This is a genomic window from Paenibacillus sp. J31R34 (assembly GCF_059383715.1).
Genome location: NZ_JBXENU010000001.1, coordinates 1223723 through 1240157 on the forward strand (window position 1 = coordinate 1223723; position 16435 = coordinate 1240157).

General features: G+C 50.0%; 18 protein-coding genes. 2 read left to right on the forward strand and 16 right to left on the reverse strand.

Annotated features, from left to right (window positions below):
- Nucleotides 1–150 precede the first annotated feature (150 nt).
- The 9 genes from AC50YG_RS05060 to AC50YG_RS05100 form a co-directional block, all read right to left on the reverse strand.
- Entirely contained in the window at nt 151–408 is a 258-nt protein-coding gene (locus tag AC50YG_RS05060; protein WP_494825122.1) for a hypothetical protein, read from the reverse strand.
- A gap of 4 nt (nt 409–412) precedes the next feature.
- Nucleotides 413–1018, reverse strand: coding sequence for a DUF1572 family protein (locus tag AC50YG_RS05065; RefSeq protein ID WP_494825124.1), 606 nt, complete (start codon nt 1016–1018; stop codon nt 413–415).
- 50 nt (nt 1019–1068) lie between these two features.
- Nucleotides 1069–1605, reverse strand: a complete 537-nt coding sequence (locus AC50YG_RS05070) for a YfiT family bacillithiol transferase (protein ID WP_494825126.1) — start codon at nt 1603–1605, stop codon at nt 1069–1071.
- A 118-nt stretch (nt 1606–1723) separates the two neighbouring features.
- Nucleotides 1724–2242 (reverse strand): spermidine/spermine N(1)-acetyltransferase, encoded by a 519-nt coding sequence (gene paiA / locus AC50YG_RS05075; RefSeq protein WP_494825128.1) that lies wholly within the window; start codon nt 2240–2242, stop codon nt 1724–1726.
- A 261-nt stretch (nt 2243–2503) separates the two neighbouring features.
- Nucleotides 2504–3289, reverse strand: coding sequence for a LamB/YcsF family protein (locus AC50YG_RS05080; protein ID WP_494825130.1), 786 nt, complete (start codon nt 3287–3289; stop codon nt 2504–2506).
- Nucleotides 3290–3293: 4 nt separating this feature from the next.
- Nucleotides 3294–4310 (reverse strand): 5-oxoprolinase subunit C family protein, encoded by a 1017-nt coding sequence (locus tag AC50YG_RS05085; protein ID WP_494825132.1) that lies wholly within the window; start codon nt 4308–4310, stop codon nt 3294–3296.
- On the reverse strand, nt 4310–5074 hold the full coding sequence (gene pxpB, locus AC50YG_RS05090; RefSeq protein WP_494825134.1) for a 5-oxoprolinase subunit PxpB: 765 nt from the start codon (nt 5072–5074) through the stop codon (nt 4310–4312). Before pxpB ends, AC50YG_RS05085 begins: the two co-directional genes overlap by 1 nt.
- A 269-nt stretch (nt 5075–5343) precedes the next feature.
- Nucleotides 5344–6579 (reverse strand): MFS transporter, encoded by a 1236-nt coding sequence (locus AC50YG_RS05095; protein ID WP_494825136.1) that lies wholly within the window; start codon nt 6577–6579, stop codon nt 5344–5346.
- A 99-nt stretch (nt 6580–6678) separates the two neighbouring features.
- Nucleotides 6679–10017 carry a DUF5107 domain-containing protein gene (locus AC50YG_RS05100; RefSeq protein WP_494825138.1) on the reverse strand — a complete coding sequence of 1113 codons (3339 nt, stop codon included), beginning with the start codon at nt 10015–10017 and terminating at the stop codon, nt 6679–6681.
- A 201-nt stretch (nt 10018–10218) separates the two neighbouring features.
- Here AC50YG_RS05100 and AC50YG_RS05105 point away from each other — a divergent pair, with 201 nt between their 5' ends.
- Complete coding sequence (locus AC50YG_RS05105; protein ID WP_494825140.1) at nt 10219–10878, forward strand: cupin domain-containing protein; 660 nt, start codon at nt 10219–10221, stop codon at nt 10876–10878.
- 316 nt (nt 10879–11194) lie between these two features.
- Nucleotides 11195–11722, forward strand: a complete 528-nt coding sequence (locus tag AC50YG_RS05110; protein WP_494825142.1) for a GNAT family N-acetyltransferase — start codon at nt 11195–11197, stop codon at nt 11720–11722.
- On the opposite strand, the gene AC50YG_RS05115 is transcribed toward AC50YG_RS05110, so the two are convergent.
- From AC50YG_RS05115 to AC50YG_RS05145, 7 genes are all read right to left on the reverse strand, one after another.
- The gene (locus AC50YG_RS05115; protein WP_341282636.1) at nt 11712–12161 is read right to left on the reverse strand and encodes a DUF441 domain-containing protein; all 450 of its coding nucleotides are present in this window, start codon (nt 12159–12161) and stop codon (nt 11712–11714) included. The genes AC50YG_RS05110 and AC50YG_RS05115 overlap by 11 nt on opposite strands.
- Before the next feature lie 71 nt (nt 12162–12232).
- The gene (locus tag AC50YG_RS05120; protein ID WP_341282635.1) at nt 12233–12415 is read right to left on the reverse strand and encodes a hypothetical protein; all 183 of its coding nucleotides are present in this window, start codon (nt 12413–12415) and stop codon (nt 12233–12235) included.
- Nucleotides 12416–12499: 84 nt separating this feature from the next.
- A complete protein-coding gene (locus tag AC50YG_RS05125; RefSeq protein WP_494825144.1) occupies nt 12500–12868 on the reverse strand; it encodes a DUF423 domain-containing protein in 369 nt (122 codons plus the stop codon).
- 74 nt (nt 12869–12942) lie between these two features.
- Entirely contained in the window at nt 12943–13728 is a 786-nt protein-coding gene (locus tag AC50YG_RS05130) for a GNAT family N-acetyltransferase (protein ID WP_494825146.1), read from the reverse strand.
- Between the two features lie 32 nt (nt 13729–13760).
- Nucleotides 13761–14483, reverse strand: coding sequence for a hypothetical protein (locus tag AC50YG_RS05135; RefSeq protein WP_494825148.1), 723 nt, complete (start codon nt 14481–14483; stop codon nt 13761–13763).
- A 157-nt stretch (nt 14484–14640) separates the two neighbouring features.
- Nucleotides 14641–15087 (reverse strand): MarR family winged helix-turn-helix transcriptional regulator, encoded by a 447-nt coding sequence (locus AC50YG_RS05140; protein ID WP_494825150.1) that lies wholly within the window; start codon nt 15085–15087, stop codon nt 14641–14643.
- Nucleotides 15088–15103: 16 nt separating this feature from the next.
- Nucleotides 15104–16006 carry a DUF72 domain-containing protein gene (locus AC50YG_RS05145; protein ID WP_494825152.1) on the reverse strand — a complete coding sequence of 301 codons (903 nt, stop codon included), beginning with the start codon at nt 16004–16006 and terminating at the stop codon, nt 15104–15106.
- Nucleotides 16007–16435 lie beyond the last annotated feature (429 nt).

Genomic DNA, 16435 nt, shown 5'->3' on the forward strand with positions numbered 1-16435 from the left:
AGCTCCTTCGTTTCTTAGTGATGATAACAGCCTATGCAGTAAATCACTATGCGGTATAGGCATATGTAACCCCTTTTCGAAACTTTCCCCCTCACTTGAACGCAAAAAAACCGTCAAAGGGTGCTTTGACGGTTTCGTTAACGTCTCATTCTAATATTGCGGCTCTGTGGCCCGCACATCAAAATTCTGTATTTTCACAAGTTCCTTCTGGCCGCGATTGCCGCACTCGATCACCTGTTTGCCGGCTTCTGCATCCCATGTTTTTTTCACGAAATCGCCTGTCAGCAAATTATAATCGTCTTCATCGGCATCATCCATGAGCTCATTGCCCGTAAAATAAGAACCCGTTGTCGCCCTGATCTGCATGCGCTTGTGAGCAGCAAGCAGATGATAACTAGCGTGTAACAAATGCTCAAATATTTTCCCCTTCTCTAGGTCCATCACCATCCAACCGCTTTAGCTCATCATCGGTAAAATGCTTAATCGCTTTCTCTTTGGCAAATTTCCCGGCATTGTATTGCTTCGAGCCGTTTCTTGGCACCGACAGACTGTTCCATTCATTTTCCTTTAACCCTTTTGCCGCATAAACGATTTGTCCAATGTGATAGGGATAATGCGCCAACTGACGGTTGATTGCTTCTAGAACGGTATGCCCTTCGTTGCGAATATAAATAACTTGACCAAGCTGCTCCGGCTGGAGCGAATCTATCGCCTGAAAAAAACAAGCCCATGCTTCGTCCCAGCTCGCGAGCAGCTCTTCCTTATTCGCCCAGTCGTTTTCAAACTCGGCATCGCGATCCCGCCAATCCTTTTCACCGTCTGCTGTCAGGAAGTCTGTCCATCTGGACAAAATGTTGCCGCACATATGCTTGACGATCGTGCCAATGCTGTTCACATCCTCTTTAGGCTGCACAAATAGCTGCTCCGGCTCAACCTGATTCATCGCTTTCTCAGCAAGTTTTTTGTAGTAGTGGAACTGTGATTGGATGCTATCCAAATAAACACGTTGTAAATCCATTCCAACGCCCCCTTTTTCGAGTGAAAAATAGTCTTTCCAGCTATTGTATGCTACTCCATGCTCCAGCCCATGCGCTCACGCAGCCGGGTAATATGGGCGATATGATGATTGCCATGCCAAGCATAATTGCCTGCATTCCAATCCAGCTGAATCGTATTTCCAGATTCGGGATGAATAAAAGCATGCTCTAGCTGCTCACGGCTTAACGAGCGAAGCAGCAGCAGCCACCTGCTGTGCAGCGCATCGAGAAGCGCTAAGGACAACTCAATAGGGCCTGTACGCCCGTCACTTAGTTCGGCCCATCTTTCCTCATAATAAGGACGTATTGTTGGCGTTTCTTCTGTTAGCGCCAGCTTATATCGTGTATAGGCGTTCATGTGGCTGTCCGCCATATGATGCACAACCTGTCTTACCGTCCAGCCATCCGGGCGATATGGCGTATCCAGCTGTTCATCGCTTAAGTCGATTACAGCTGCTCGAAGCCGTGCCGGGGTCGATTCAATGTCGGCAAACCAGCGATCCAGCTGCTGCTGCGAAATATCACCCTCATGCTCAAACAAACCGATGGGAAAGCGCAAATCATCCATTTTCCAGCCCCCTGCAAGCATAATGATGACATCTTCCTATTTCTTATTGCAATTATAATAGCATTTCCACTTGTTTGGAAAGAACTTTTCCATCTGTTGAACATCCTTTCAGAAAATGTTATACGAGCGATTTGGTCATTATAAAATCTATTTGTTCTTCATCACCCATATAGAATGAGTGGGCTCCTGTTTGCACAAAGCCGATTTTTTTATAGAAGGCAATTGCACTCTCATTTTTTTCCCAAACCCCTAGCCATATCTTCTCTTTGCTACGTTCTAACGCTAAATGCATAGCTTTATTTATTAGATGCTTACCAAGCCCCTGCTTATGAAATCTTTTCCTTATATAAATCCTCTCGATTTCAAGCGAATCGTTGCCCATTTTTTCAGTTTGAGCACCGTCGGTGTTTAGCTTTAAATAGCCGGCAAGCTCCTCATTAGAATAAATAAAATAGAATTGCGAACAGCTATTAGATAATTCTTTTTCTAATTGCTTGAAGTTAAATGCTTTTTCCAAGTAAGCTTTCATATTTTCAGGCGAATTTTGATGGTTAAATGTCTCATTAAATGTTTCAACACTAACTTCATGAAGTAATCTTACATCTTCAAATGTGCACTTCTTTATATTTATAGTCATTTTTTTGCCTCCTTTACTTCCTTTTGCGTAGGAAATAGTTTTTTTATTTTTTGGTTATATTCATTTTTTCAAATGAGGTAAAAAAATAGTACACCATTTTTGTTGCGTTTACAACAAAAATCCTCGCAGCATTTTCCTCATCTGCAGCTTTATTTTCTTTCTGTAAGCATAGGGAAACGGCGCAGGGTGGTCTCGCCCAAACGCCGACAGGCCGCAAAATTACGGAAAATTTAAAGAAACGAAACTAAATAGAGAAGCTCACTATGTGGATGGATTAAATGGATTGGAGCCCGGCGCACAAAGGATAATTCCTTCCGACTCCAGCAGCTTGCGAATCTGCTTGACGAACAAGAGAGCCTTTTCGCCATCACCGTGTACACATATCGTTTCCGCAGCAAGCGGAATCTTCACACCCTGCGCCGACCATACAGCTCCTTCTGTCAGCATTTGAAGGAGCTGCTTCAGCGCTTCCTTCGGCTCCTCTATTAGGGCGCCTGCTTGATTGCGCGGTGTCAGTGAGCCGTCTTTCTGGTAGGTACGATCTGCAAACACCTCGCTCGCCGTGCGCAGCCCTCGCTTTTTTCCCGCATGAATCAATTCGCTTCCCGACAAGCCATATAAAATAAGCTCCGGATTCACCTTATACACCGCATCAGCAATCGCTTCAGCCAGTTCAGCGCGTTTCGCCGCCATGTTATATAGGGCGCCATGAGGCTTCACATGCTGCATCACGCCGCCCTCCGACTTCACAAAACCATTCAGCGCGCTGATTTGATATACAGTCAGATCATAGGCTTCCTCTGGCGAAATCGCCATCTCACGCCGTCCGAAGCCGATTAAGTCCGGCAGTCCAGGATGGGCGCCGATGGCAACGCCATTTTCCAGCGCCAGCTTCACCGTTCGCCTCATCGTCCCCGGATCGCCGGCATGAAAGCCGCAAGCAATGTTGGCCGATGTAAGGAGCGGCAGCAAATCAGCGTCCTGCCCCAGCTCATAGACGCCATAATGCTCGCCCAAATCACAATTCAGATCGATGGTCAGCGTCATTCGTCTACCTCTCCTCTCTATAGCGTATTTCAATAAACATGGAGAGACGCTGCATTTGAAGCTCGTGCTTGATGTAAAGCTCTTCCGATTTTTGCCGTGTAATTTGCTGGAATCTAATCGTCTCACCCGGTTTTGCTTGCGCAAGCAGCGGCAAATCTACCGTCGCCACTTGGGCGATTTTCGGATAGCCGCCAATCGTCTGGTGGTCCGCCATCAAAATAATCGGGCTGCCGCCAGCAGGAACCTGAATGGTACCCATGGATACCGCCTCAGAAATAGGCTCCAGCGCTGCTGCTGTTCCAAGACGCGGCCCTTCCAGCCGATAGCCCATCCGATCCGATTGCGTCGAAATTCGAAAATCGCTATGCAAAAAATGCTTCCTGCTCCCTTCGGTAAACGCATCAAAATGCCGTCCCGGCACGAAGCGAATGACCGGATTTTTCCGATAAAAGGGGCGCCCCTCTGAGCCAATCGACCAGCTGGTTGCAAAAAAAGGCGCGGCGTCCTGCCTGTCTTCAGCTTCCTGCTCCCAATAAAACAGCGTTTCCGACGCTCCTTCTCCAATCGCCAGCACATCGCCCGCTTTCAACGCACGACCTGCAAAGCCGCCTATCGCCGCACGCGTGTACGTGCTCCTGCTCCCCATAACTAGCGGGACATCAATGCCTCCAGCCGCTGCTATATAAGCGCGGGCGCCCGCCTGGCAAGCTCCGAACGACAGCTCATTCCCTGCTTTTATGTACACCGGCCGCCACAGCGGTACGGCTGTTCCTTGCATGGTAGGCGACAGATTGCCCCCGCATATAGCGATTAATGCATCCTGCTCAAAAATCAGCTTCGGGCCGATGAGCGTAGCTTCCAGCACCGCTGCTCCCGCCTCATTTCCAACGAGCAAATTAGCGGCGCGAAGCGCAAAATCATCCATCGCCCCGCCTGCAATAATGCCCTGCTGCCTATATCCTGGACGTCCCCGATCCTGCACGGTCGTGAGGAGGCCTGCATGTTTGATTCGAATGCCCATTATGCCTGCTCCTCCCATGCCATAAACGCCTCATAGCTAATTGGCTCAAAATAAACCTGATCTCCCGCCTGCAATAAGCTCGGCTGCTCATGTGACGGACGGAACAGCGCGAGCGGCGTACGCCCGATAATTTGCCATCCGCCAGGGGAGACGATAGGATAGACACCCGTCTGATTGCCGCCGATACCTACGCTGCCTGGCTCAATACGCAAGCGGGGCATGCTCCGCCGAGGTGTCGCGATTCGCCCAGGCAAGCCACCCAAATAAGGAAAACCGGGTGCAAAGCCAACCATATGTACGAGATAAGGCTGCGCCGCATGCAAGGCGATGACCTCTTTTTCCGACAGTCCGCTATGTTCCGCAACCGCTGCAAGATCCGGCCCTAGCTCTCCGCCATAGCAGACGGGCAGGGTTACGATTCGCGGAGCAGCAGCCTGCTCGCCTTCCAGCTTGCTGACCATGACCGTGAGCAGCTGGCACACCCATTCATAAGGAGAAGCAGCCGCTTCAGCTTGCGAATTCCAGTTGTTTTCGGTTAGCGGAGCCAGCAGCTTCATTGGATCATAAAAAATCGTCAGCGTTACATAAGCCGGAACAAGCTCAATGAAGCCAGGAAATGGCTCGCGCTGCAAATAAGTGCTGAGTGCTTGCACGCGCTCATGCGTCTTACGGTCAATCGCGCTGCCGAGCTCTACAATAATCGCCGTATCTCCAAGAGGCGACAGCTTTACTTCAAAGACTGAATTGACAGGAGCAATAGACACGCCCTCACCTCTTTTTTTCAAAAATAAAATTTAACCCTTACTTCTTATATCGGTCACTAGTCGGCATAATCACATCCCAGCCTATAGATATTTGCTTTGCTGCTCCCTTCCCCCGCACGCCAATATCTGGCATGAGCTCCTGCTATAACATTCGGCAAAATATAACGCTCCTCCTTCCTTCACCCTCAGCCAAAAATCAGGCCTAAAGCATACGAAGGCAATAAAAAACTGTAAACCGCCGTTTGGCAATTTACAGTTTTGTCAGCCTTTTATGTTTCGTGCTTAGGCCGTCCTATAGAGCCTCCCCCAGCTCGCATGCTCAATTGCCTGCGGTCCAGCTGAAAGGCTACGACACTTAAAACAATCAACCCGGCGGAAAAAGCCGCCAGCAGCCATACCGACTGGTTCACCTGCAAATGATCCAACCCCCAGCCCATCGTAAGCGGAAGCACAGCACCACCGACGCCGCCCGCTGCAATCATAAAGCTTGGGGTAGATTCCTCAGCGCCTGGCAGCAGCTTGCTCGAAAAGACAAGCGCAATAGAAAACACGCCAGACATGGCAAGTCCCAGCAGCAAAATGATCGCGAAGGCGGACCATACCTGGTTCATGAATGGAAACAAGATGAACAGCAGCACCGTCGCACCACAGCTTGCCATAATGTACACCCGGTATTTGATTTTCTCGGCAATGACGCCAGCGAACAATCGACCGAATGCCATTGCAACCCAGAAGCAGGTTACACTCAGCGTTGCTCCTGCCTCCTTCATGCCCAGCTTCTCAATAAGAATGGCTGGCATAAAGTTTGCAAGGCTCATCTCCGTCCCCACATAGAGAAAGAAAAACACAAGGAATAAGGAAAAAATAATCCACTGCTTGCCCTGATAAAGCGGCTTGCCTGCCCGTTTCGCCTGCTGCCGTTCCTCTGCTGCCGCTGTGACTGACTTTCGCAGCACCGCATCAAGCTCGCCAAAGGAGCCTTTTGCCCACAAAATCAAAGACAAAATGGCAAAAAGTGAAACGAACACAAATGACAGCTGCCAATAATTGGCCCAGATCAGGCCACTTGCAATTAGCGGCATCACCATAGCGCCAACACCGAAGAAAACCTCAAGACGGCTCATTGCGACGGCCGTTTGATTTTTGATTGCTGCGATAATAATGGTTCCGATTACCGCTTCAATCATGCCAAAGCCAAAACCAGCTACAATGGCAATCGCATACAGCCAGCTCCAAGGCGGCAGCAGCATGAAGGCAAGCTCAGCGCTAAACAGCATAGCGAAAGCAAGGAGCAGTCCGCCTCTTTTGCCCAAATGACGGTTCAGCCACGGCGAGAGCAGAACTCCGACTAGAAATCCGCCGAACTGAGTGAAAATGAGCGTGCCGCCCTCGCTGTAAGCTTTGCCATAATGCTCAAGCACAACGGGCAATACAGAGCCCAGCACAACATGGGCAAGCCCGATAATGAAGTAAGACAAACAGCCTAGCCAAATCAATCGTTTCATCATATACTCCTTTTGGAAAATAAGATTGCCAGAAACAATTGTATGACAAATGGGAGCTAAGAGCCAGCAGATTCCAAATAATTGCTTATTTCATTGCATTTAAACTAGCAGCCGTTTATGAATGCGCGCTCCGCTGTGATTGCTATCCAATTGCAGGGCAGCGCCAAACTGCTCCGCTGCCTGTCCACGCTCGCCAAGTCCCAGAAGGCCAAGCCCCATCATATAACGGCAATGAATTTCGTTGCGTTTGCTTAAGTCATCCTCAAACACGAGGAAATCCGGCAGCGATACAGCAAAATAATCAAATTCGACCCGGTCGAAAATATGCTTTTCCGCATAATCGAGCAGCTTATGGAAGCGGCGCTTCGCCTCCTGCTCATTGCCCAGCTTCAACCACGACAACCCTTGATAAAAAATCATATCCGGCGGCTGGTCATTGTAATACAGCGCGCTTGCAGGCTCCTCCAGCCCTTGGGAAGCCTGCTTAAAGCACTCTTCCGCTCTATGCGAATCATTCAGCGCTTCATACGCACAGCCTAAGTAATAATAAATATTGTTTTCCTGCGCGCCATGCAGCTTCCCTTCTCCATAATGCTCCGGAAAGATGAGCGCCATGTTCAGCAATTGAATCGCATGGGGAGCATACCCTTGCTGGAGCGCCAGTTTGGCGAGCTCCACATGCGTGAACACATGCTGCCCCGTCACCTTGCCTTCTCCGCCCTCCCAAGGGTGGAACTGGCGGGAAGCGAGTGCAACTACTGCTTGAGCATGCTGCCCAATCGCATTCAGCAGCGTGACATATTCGATGTACAGATCGTCGCGAAGCTCGACAAGCGTTCGCTGCTGTTCCAGCTTGGCGAGCCGCTGCTCGGCGGGATACCCTAGCTTTTTATACAGCTGATCCAGCTCATAGAAGACGCGGGCGTCGGCCTGATCAAGTGCGAAAGCCTGCTCCAGCGCTTCAAGCGCAGCTGCCTCGTCCCCGCGTTTATTGAAGTAGGCAAGCGCTAAGTTGCGATGTACTGTGGCAAAATTCGGCTCTGCTGCACGTGACGCCTCCCAATGGGCAATCGCATCACTATGCCTTTTTTTGTCATACAGTAAATTGCCCAAATAATAATGCGCCTTCGCATCATGCGGATTGGCCGCAATTGCATGCTCCAGAACGAGCAGCTCAAACAAGCTGTTCGGGAAGCAATAATGAGGAGCAGCCGATTCCGCAGCTTGCCGCGAAGCAGCAGCGGCTTCCATATGGCCTGACTGCTCATAGGCATAAGCAAGCGTATAATGCAGCATCGGATAGATCGCTGCCGCTTGGTTTTCTAGTGAAGTCACGATGCACGCCAGCACCGAAATCGCTTCCTCATGAAGCCCGCTGCCAATGTAGTCGGCAGCCAAGTTCAAATAATTGTGCGCATCGCCGCGCATAAGCCGCAGCAGCTCGGCACGCGCCTGATCCGCCAGCTGCTGCTGCCCTCCAGCAGCTAGCGCCAAGCAGCGCTCGTTGGCCGATCCGAAATCGGCCACATCGAGCCCGAGCGTCTCCGCCGCGAAGGCTATCGCCTCCTCGCTGCGTCCCAGCTTGCGCAGCAGCGCCGCCTTCAAATGGCGCGCTTTATAATTGCGGGCGTTCCGCACGATGGAACGCTCCACCAGCTCCAGCGCATCCGCAAGCGCGCCTTCCGCGCAAGCAATCTGTGCCAGCGAGAAGTAGCTGGCATCCTGCCAAGCCGCTGACCACGTTGCCTTGTAGAAAGCAGCGAACGCTTCTTCGTGCTTCCCAAGATGCTTCAAGGCAACGCCAAGCTGGTAAAGCGCCTCGCTGTCATATGGATTCGGGTTGCGCCATGTCAGCGACTTAATGGCGGTGCGGAAATAGCCTTCCGCCTGTTGAAATTTCCCCTGCCGCAGCAGCAGCGTGCCATAGGCGACATTTATGCGGCTGTCGCTAGCGTCGCGCTTCAGTCCTTCCAAATAATAAGCCTCCGGCTCAAAGGTCGCATGGCGATATTGCTCCAAATGGAGCCCCGCCAAATACAGCTGTTCATTCGTCTTGAGCGCAGCTGGCGCTTCAAGCGGCTTCGCCGCGTCAGGTATTTGCTCAAGCGAGGGCTTGGCAGGCTGGTAAGAAATCAATAGCTTCCCTGCCGAATCACGGACCGACAGCAGCAAATCAAAAGCCTGGTCTGCATCATCCAATGGGACGACCGACTTGAAGATGTCGGTCGGCGACAGCTTCACCTTCTCTTTAATATAGCTGCGCCCCCGTCCGCGAAGCTCGATCTGTGCAGCCTCGAACACAGCTGTCGCATAAACGTAAAGGGTAGCCTCCCGCGTCTGCTCGTCGACCTCCAAATTAACAGCGGCATCGATAGACGCATTTTTGACGACTCCTATCTTTTTGTAGGGCATAAAATATTGCTTGAACGACTTCTCCTCATATGGCTGAAGCCAGGTGAAATCCGGCTGATTGTCCGTATAGACGCCCGTCATCAGCTCAATATAAGGACCGTCCTCATCGGTCAGATTGCGATCCCAAGCGATGCCAAATTCGCCGTTCCCCCAGGTCCACTGCTTTTTGCCGGGGGAAATATGATGGTTCGCTACATGCAGCAGCCCTGCCTGCACCCCATGGTCATACCCACCTACAAAATTATAATCGGATTTGTAAGCCATATAAGAGGTTGGCACGGGAATGTTGCGGTAACGGGAAATATCGACGCCAGCGGAATAATCCATTTTATAATAGGTGCCGGTGGCAATTGGAAAGCGGCTTACGTCCCGCTTGCCGTGGTCGAACACCGCTGTTACATCAGGGGGAAATACCGACTGCGTATGCTCATTAACCGCAACCGCCGGATTCGCCCACCATAAAAAAGTTTGCGGCTGCGACGTCCGGTTGTAAAGCTGGGCGGAAATTTCCAAATAAGCCTTGCCGGAGTGCAGCGTAAAGCCAGACGTTACCTTCGTGCCATACATGCGGTCAATTTCGCTGACCCATACCGTAGCGCTGCCGTCTTTATTTTCAGCTAGACGATATTCTACTGGCCCGTAGGTGTTTGGACGATGATGCTGCGGCCAGTTGAATTCAATGCCACCGGAAATCCACGGCCCCGCGAGCCCCACGAGCGCAGGCTTAATGACCTTGTTGTAATAAACGAAATCGTAGTCATTCGTTTTATCCAGCGCCCGATAAATGCGTCCGCCCAGCTCTGGCATCATTTCGATACGCACATATTCATTTTCGAGAATGACGAGCTTGTATGGCTGAGGCTGCTTTTCATTTTCGATTTTATCAATAACGGGATGCGGATAAACCCGGCCCGAGCTGCCTTGATACACTCTTTTTTCTAAAAACATCGGATTTCGCTCTGGTTTGCCTATGCCGTAGGTCGGTATGGAAACCGTCTCTTCCCAAATCTTCACCTGCTGCTCCAACGTGATTCCTCCCTAGCTTTGATGCTTTAACTTTAGCGCCTGGGAGCGAGAGAGCCAATTCACGATACACTTGTTCTAATGGACTATATTCTGATTTCACGAGGCATCAATTGAACCGACTTCCGCGCCAGCTCTTCACCTCCGTCTAGGCAGCTGCATACACTGCTGGAAAAACTGCGATTTCAGAAAGGCAGGCCGATCATGAGTACAGAATATGTAGACCTCGCTTCACCCGCATTAAATTTGTTTTACGATGTTAATTGCGCCCCCTTGTTCCATAAGGACTCCTGCAACTACTTAAACCAATTAACGGCACAACAATTGCCTGTGCTAAAAAGCACGTCGTTTTTCGATGCGCATATGACCAAAAATCATATTGTTGAGCCGCATTGGCATCCCAATACGACGGAGCTTGTATTCGTCACACATGGTGAAATTGTCGTTTCGATTTTAAATCCTTTTACGAAGCAGCTGCTTACTTACCGGTTATGCGACCATCAAGCCGTATACATTCCAATGGGCTGGTGGCACTGGATTATTGCGTGCAGCGAGCATACGCATTTTATTACGATTTTTGATGACCGCTGTCCACAAACGGTATTCGGCTCTGACGTACTGCGCATTACGCCGAAGGAAGTGTTCCAGCTCGCCTATTGCGTCAATGCCGGTCAACTGGCCCATGTGCTGTCGCCGATTCAAAATACGACCATTATCGGACCGGCGTGCGTTAATGCCCAAGCTGGCGCAAGCGGATATGGAGGCTACGGCCACGGAACGGCGCAAGGCGTACAATGGCGAATTGGCAACCCGCCGCCACAGGCTTTGGATGAGGAGCAAGAGCAGCAGGACTGGCAAAGATAAAGACAGCTTCCTATCCTCTGCTCACCTAGCGGCACATGCAAAAGGCACGCCAGCTCCACCTGAAGAGGTGCAAGCTGGCGTGCCTTTCGTCTTGTCACAAAGCTCCACAGCAATAAAACCTTGTAATTATGGAGGATTTTTGTATTATTAGGGGAATAAGCTGACCCTGTATGGAGTCATTTTTCAAAATATAGGAATGGATATGATTTTCCCATCCTTTCTCTATATTTCTACGCGAAACGGTAGCTTTGCCGCCAGAGGACGGCTTTCGGCCGTTTACGCTTGAAACTATTTATTGTGAAATGGAGCTCTTTACATGTTAATTGCAACTGAGCGTTTATGGATTCGTCCATTTGAACCAGAGGATTGGAAGGCTGTGTTGGCATACACATCCGATCCTGCTGTTATGACTTACATACCCGGCGGCGTACATAGTGAAGATGATGCGCAGCAGTTTATCAATAATAATCTCGGCAATCAAGCGCAGCATTACGCTGTACTCTTGAAAGATAGCAATCAGTTTATTGGACATCTTGTGTTTCATAAGTATTTTGGCGAGCACACCTATGAGATCGGCTGGGTATTCAGCCCTCATTATCGCAATCATGGCTATGCCTCGGAAGCTGCATGCTCCATGCTGAAATATGGGTTCGAGGAGCTGCGGCTCCACCGAATTATTGCTACCTGCCAGCCCGAGAACATTCCCTCCTATCGCGTAATGGAGAAAATCGGCATGCGCAGGGAAGGCTTTTTCAAAAAATGCATTCCTAATGGCACCCATGAATGGTGGGATGAATATTACTACGCCATTTTGCAAGAAGAATGGCTCACCCTCACTTGCTAATCAGCAGCGACAGCAGTCCTGCCGCAATAAGCGGGCCGACCGGAACACCTTTAAAAAAAGCAACGCCAATGATCGTCCCGATAATCAGCCCGGTCACAATAGTCGGCTGGCTGGACATGAGATGAAAGCCGCGCCCGCCCAAATAAGCAACCATCACGCCGACGACGATGGCCGCTATCGATTTCCAATGGAGAAAGGATTCATAGACGGATTTCATACTGATCGTTCCGCTCGCCAGCGGCGCGAGAATGCCAATTGTCAATATGATGATGCCCAAAGTGAGGCCGTGTTTCTCGATCCACGGGAAAGCCTGATGCACATTCGTTACCCGGAGAAGCAGCAGAAATACGGCAGCGATGGTGATGGAGTTATTTTTGCTCAATATGCCCAGCAGCGCGAAAAAAAGCAGCAGGACAGACGGCGTGTCGATTTGCGGCATTTGCTAAAATCCCCTTTCTCTTAATTAGCAATAGTTTGTCATTTATCAGGCTTTGCTAATCCTTGCAAGGATTAGCGTCTTCGATTACGCCGTTTGATCCATTCCATCAGCTCCATACAGCCGATAAACAATGCAAATAAAATAAACAATGGAATCGTTTTTCCGAAATCCATTAGTTTGAACAGAGGAGCGACAACCGCTGTCGTCCCCACAACAACTAGTCCCAGCACCGAAAGGCGCCATCCCGTAAACATAAACCAGCTTCCTCCCAATCCTTTTCGCAAAATGACCAAAGAGCCTGCCTGCGGCAAGCTCTCTCGTTTTCTACGGCTATGCAGCTAGCCTTGAACAATCGCAACGGCCAGAATGACCCAACCGATCAAAAAACACAGTCCGCCCAGCGGAGTAATCGCGCCCAGCTTCTTCACACCGCTGAGGCTAAGAGCATAAAGGCTGCCGCTGAACAAAATAATGCCAGCAAATAAAAACCAGCCTGCGGTTACGACGAGCCCGCTCGTAAGTATGCCGCCTGCTAACACACCGGCAAGCAGCAAGCCCAGCGCATGGGCAATCTGGTATTGCACCCCAGTCTGATAAATAGCCAGCATGTCGGCGGAAAGCTTCTTCTTCAATGCATGCGCGCCAAAAGCGCCAAGCATAACCGCTAAAAACATATTGATGCTGCCGAGCAGCAATAAAGTCGTCATTTCGTCCACCTGCATCTTCCCATTATTCGCTATAGCTTTGTCCATTGTATCATTATTACAAGTAACAACCTAGATCAAATATTATCCGCTGGAGACATGCAAGGCCATGTATAGGCAAGCAGCTCAAAGCCTCTTTTTGCCAAAATCGGACGACTCATTGGACTCGCATCCACCGTCATCAAACGAAAGCCTGCCTGCCAGGCAGCCTGCGCACGTACAGCCAGCAGCGCTGTATAAAACCCTTTGCCGCGGTATTCCGCAAGCGTAGATCCTCCCCAAATGCTTGCAAACGACGCTCCCTCGTGTAAATACATCCAGGCGGCACTGACCATTTTGTCTCCCTCATAAGCGGCATAGATGCGCAGCCCAATTTGCTCATCCTGCAAATCCTGCTTCAATCGCTCCCCATGCTCGATATGGGAAACACCCCATACTGCTTCTTCCAGCGCTACTAATGCATCAATGCCTGCCGCATCCGTCACAGGGCGAATGGCTGGTGAAATTTCACACTGGAGCAGCTCATGCCCTTCCGCAAGCTGAATAACCATCATCGCTTCTTCTTCGCCGATGTCGAAGCCATGTGCCAGCAAGCGCTCTTTGAGATTGCGAGGCTTGTCATCGCTGTACACCTTCCACTCAAACGATTGCCCAAGCTCGCGGAAATAGGCGAGCTGCGCCTCAATGGCTTCATCCACGTTGTCCTCGTTCAAATCCGTATAAAGAACGAAGCCGCCTTCGCCGTCATTTTCGAGCGCGATTTGCCGAATAATACTGCCGTCCGTCTCCCGACGATATCCCGGAAACGCTATATCGATTCGCTGCTCCTTCGTAAATATGGCTATCAACTGTTCTCGGTTCATCTCAAGCTCCTCCCTCTTGCTCTATCTTCCGCTTATCCTTGTCCATCAAAATCAAAAGCGTCATGCTTTATATATATCGTCTTGCGTTGTTTTCCTTCTCGGCCCAGCCGAATGTTGAACGAATCTGTTTTGGCCAGCGCCGCATATGGCGGCTCGCTGATGGCCCTTGGAATAGCGCTGCGGATAAGTTGGGCCGCAAACTGGTGGAACAAAACCAGCTCGCCCCGCATCATGTTCTCAATATCGCCGCCCAATATTTTTCCCCCATATGCTTTGCGCTGCTCATTTAAATTCGTCATCAGCTCTGGTACGAACTGATACAGCCAGGCGGTATTATAATTTTCCGAATAAGGCTCCGCATCTTCATAACCCTGCTCGCCATAGGCCTCTACCCGATAGCCAAATAATTCTACCGTACTGGGGGATGCCTGCAAGCTATATTCAATGATGCTAATGGCTCCGATCCGTCCCTCCTGCTGCCCGGCATACAGCCGATTGCACAGCTGGCGAAAAGAAGATAAAAACAGCTCGATCAGCTGTTCTTGATGAATGTGGTAATAACGATTTTCCTGAAATACCGTTTGTTCAAGAGCAGGTATAAAACAATTTTTATAGAAGTGCCTAAGCGCCCGTACTTTTCGGATATCCTTCCGCTCTCGCCGCCTGCACGACTCTTCCCGTCCAAATCCTGTCAGCCTGATCCATTGGAAAGCTGCCTCCTCGGCATCTTTGCTGCTGTGGCCTGTACCGCCCAAAGCATTCCCTCCTCCAACCATTTTCCCACGCGCCCTAGTTTATCTTTCTATTAATCTTTTAATTATATCGGTGGGAAATGTTGGATTGTTAAGAGGATATTTGAACAGATTCCAAGAAACCTTGTGTGCCGAAAAAATCTAGCAGCTGCCGAAACGGTTAATTTTTCTCGATTGATGCCTGCATATGATTATTAATTCGCAGCATCAGCGAAATCATAAGCTCATATTCCTCTGCGGAAATGACCTTCTTGACTTCATCGTTTACCGACTCATTTATGGCGATGGTTTCATTAATAAGCTGCTGGCCTTTGTCCGTAATATAAACAACAAAGCTGCGTCGATCCTGAACGCCAGGCCGCTTGTGAATCAGCTGCTCCTTCTCCAAATGGTCGATGATACGGGTAACGGTGGGATTTTCCTTACTCGTCCGCAAAGCAATTTCCTTCTGGATCAAGCCATCCGACTTGCTGATTTGAAGCAGTACCGACCACTGCTCTGGCGTAATCGCATATTCTCTCAAACGTTGCTGAAAAAAATTAGTAAGCTTGCGATACGTCATTCCCATTGTAAAGCCAATCGACTGCTCAAGTCCCTGATAAGGCATAAACCTGTCCCCCACTCTAAAATAACTCCAACTGCTCCACCGCTGGCGGCTCTGGCTCATTGCGAACAAAATAAGGCCCTTCCCCATCCGGACAGTTCAGTCCAAGCAGGTCCATCAGTTCTTTGGCATTATCAGCCGCGTCCCCGCCGGAGTTATTGTTAAAAATAATGCATATATGCTTGCTCTGCTGCTGCAGCTCCTTAATATGGTCTGCCCATTCTCGCAGCTCAGTACTGTTGTAGCGGTATAAATAGCGAACCTCGCGCCAATTCGGCGCTCCGCTCTGGTTCCAGCCCGATACATTTCGACCATGCAGCCTAACGAGCGTCAGCTCCTGATCGGTCGCATGCAGCACAGTCGGCACCGAGCCAATGCCTGCCTGCGGCTCATCACATACGCTGTGTATCCAGCCCTCGCGCTCCATGAACGCCAGCGTCCTCGCACGAAACTCCGGCATAAACCAGCTCTGATGGCGGAACTCCAGCGCACAGCGAATGCTGCCCATTCTGAGCTTCGTTTCGCGAAGCAGCCGGACATTATCCTGCGTGCAATCAAACCATGGCGGATACTGGAACAGTACGGCGGTCAGCCGCCCAGCCTCCATAACCGGTTCAATAGATTCGCGGAAAGCAGCGAACATTTGCCCCGTGTCATTTAATGCCGCGGCAGCTGCCGCTTCACCGCGCTGATGCCCTGTCATGCCTTGATAGGCTTTTATCATAAAATGGAGCGAGCTCGGCGTTTCCGCCACCCATTTGGCGAACCTTTCCCGGGATTGAATCGCATAGAAGGAGCTGTCTACTTCGACGACGGGAAAATATTTTGCATATTGGCCCAGCCTGTCCTTCGCCTTTGTACCGGGAATATACAGCGAATCATGGTCGCCCCAGCCTGTAAGTCCGATTTGAACAGCCATCATTCGGCTCCTTTCGTATGTCCTTGGCATGTTATAGGTCTGTTGAAGATGTCTTTTTTATGATAAAGCAACTGTAGTTGCTTTGACAACTTTTGCGCGTATTCACAAGATAATGGCCGTCCAGCCATTGATCCACTTGTTCTTTTCAAAATGATCTTTCTGGGTGATTGAGCGAAGCTTCGCGGATGCTAAACAGCTACATGGGTTTCGCTTTTAACGGTTGCGGGGGCTGATCCCCAAAACAAAGAGAAACCCGATCGTCTTGAGACAAGACATAGGGTTTCCCGTCAATCTGAAAGCCTGATTACTCAGGCTTCCTGTTTCTTTTGGTAAAAAGAAAACTTCCTGTTAAGCAGACAGGTTTAATGAATAAACCGACTGCTTAACAAGGAGCATTTCATGAATAGGGTTGACCTTTTTTACGGGTCACCT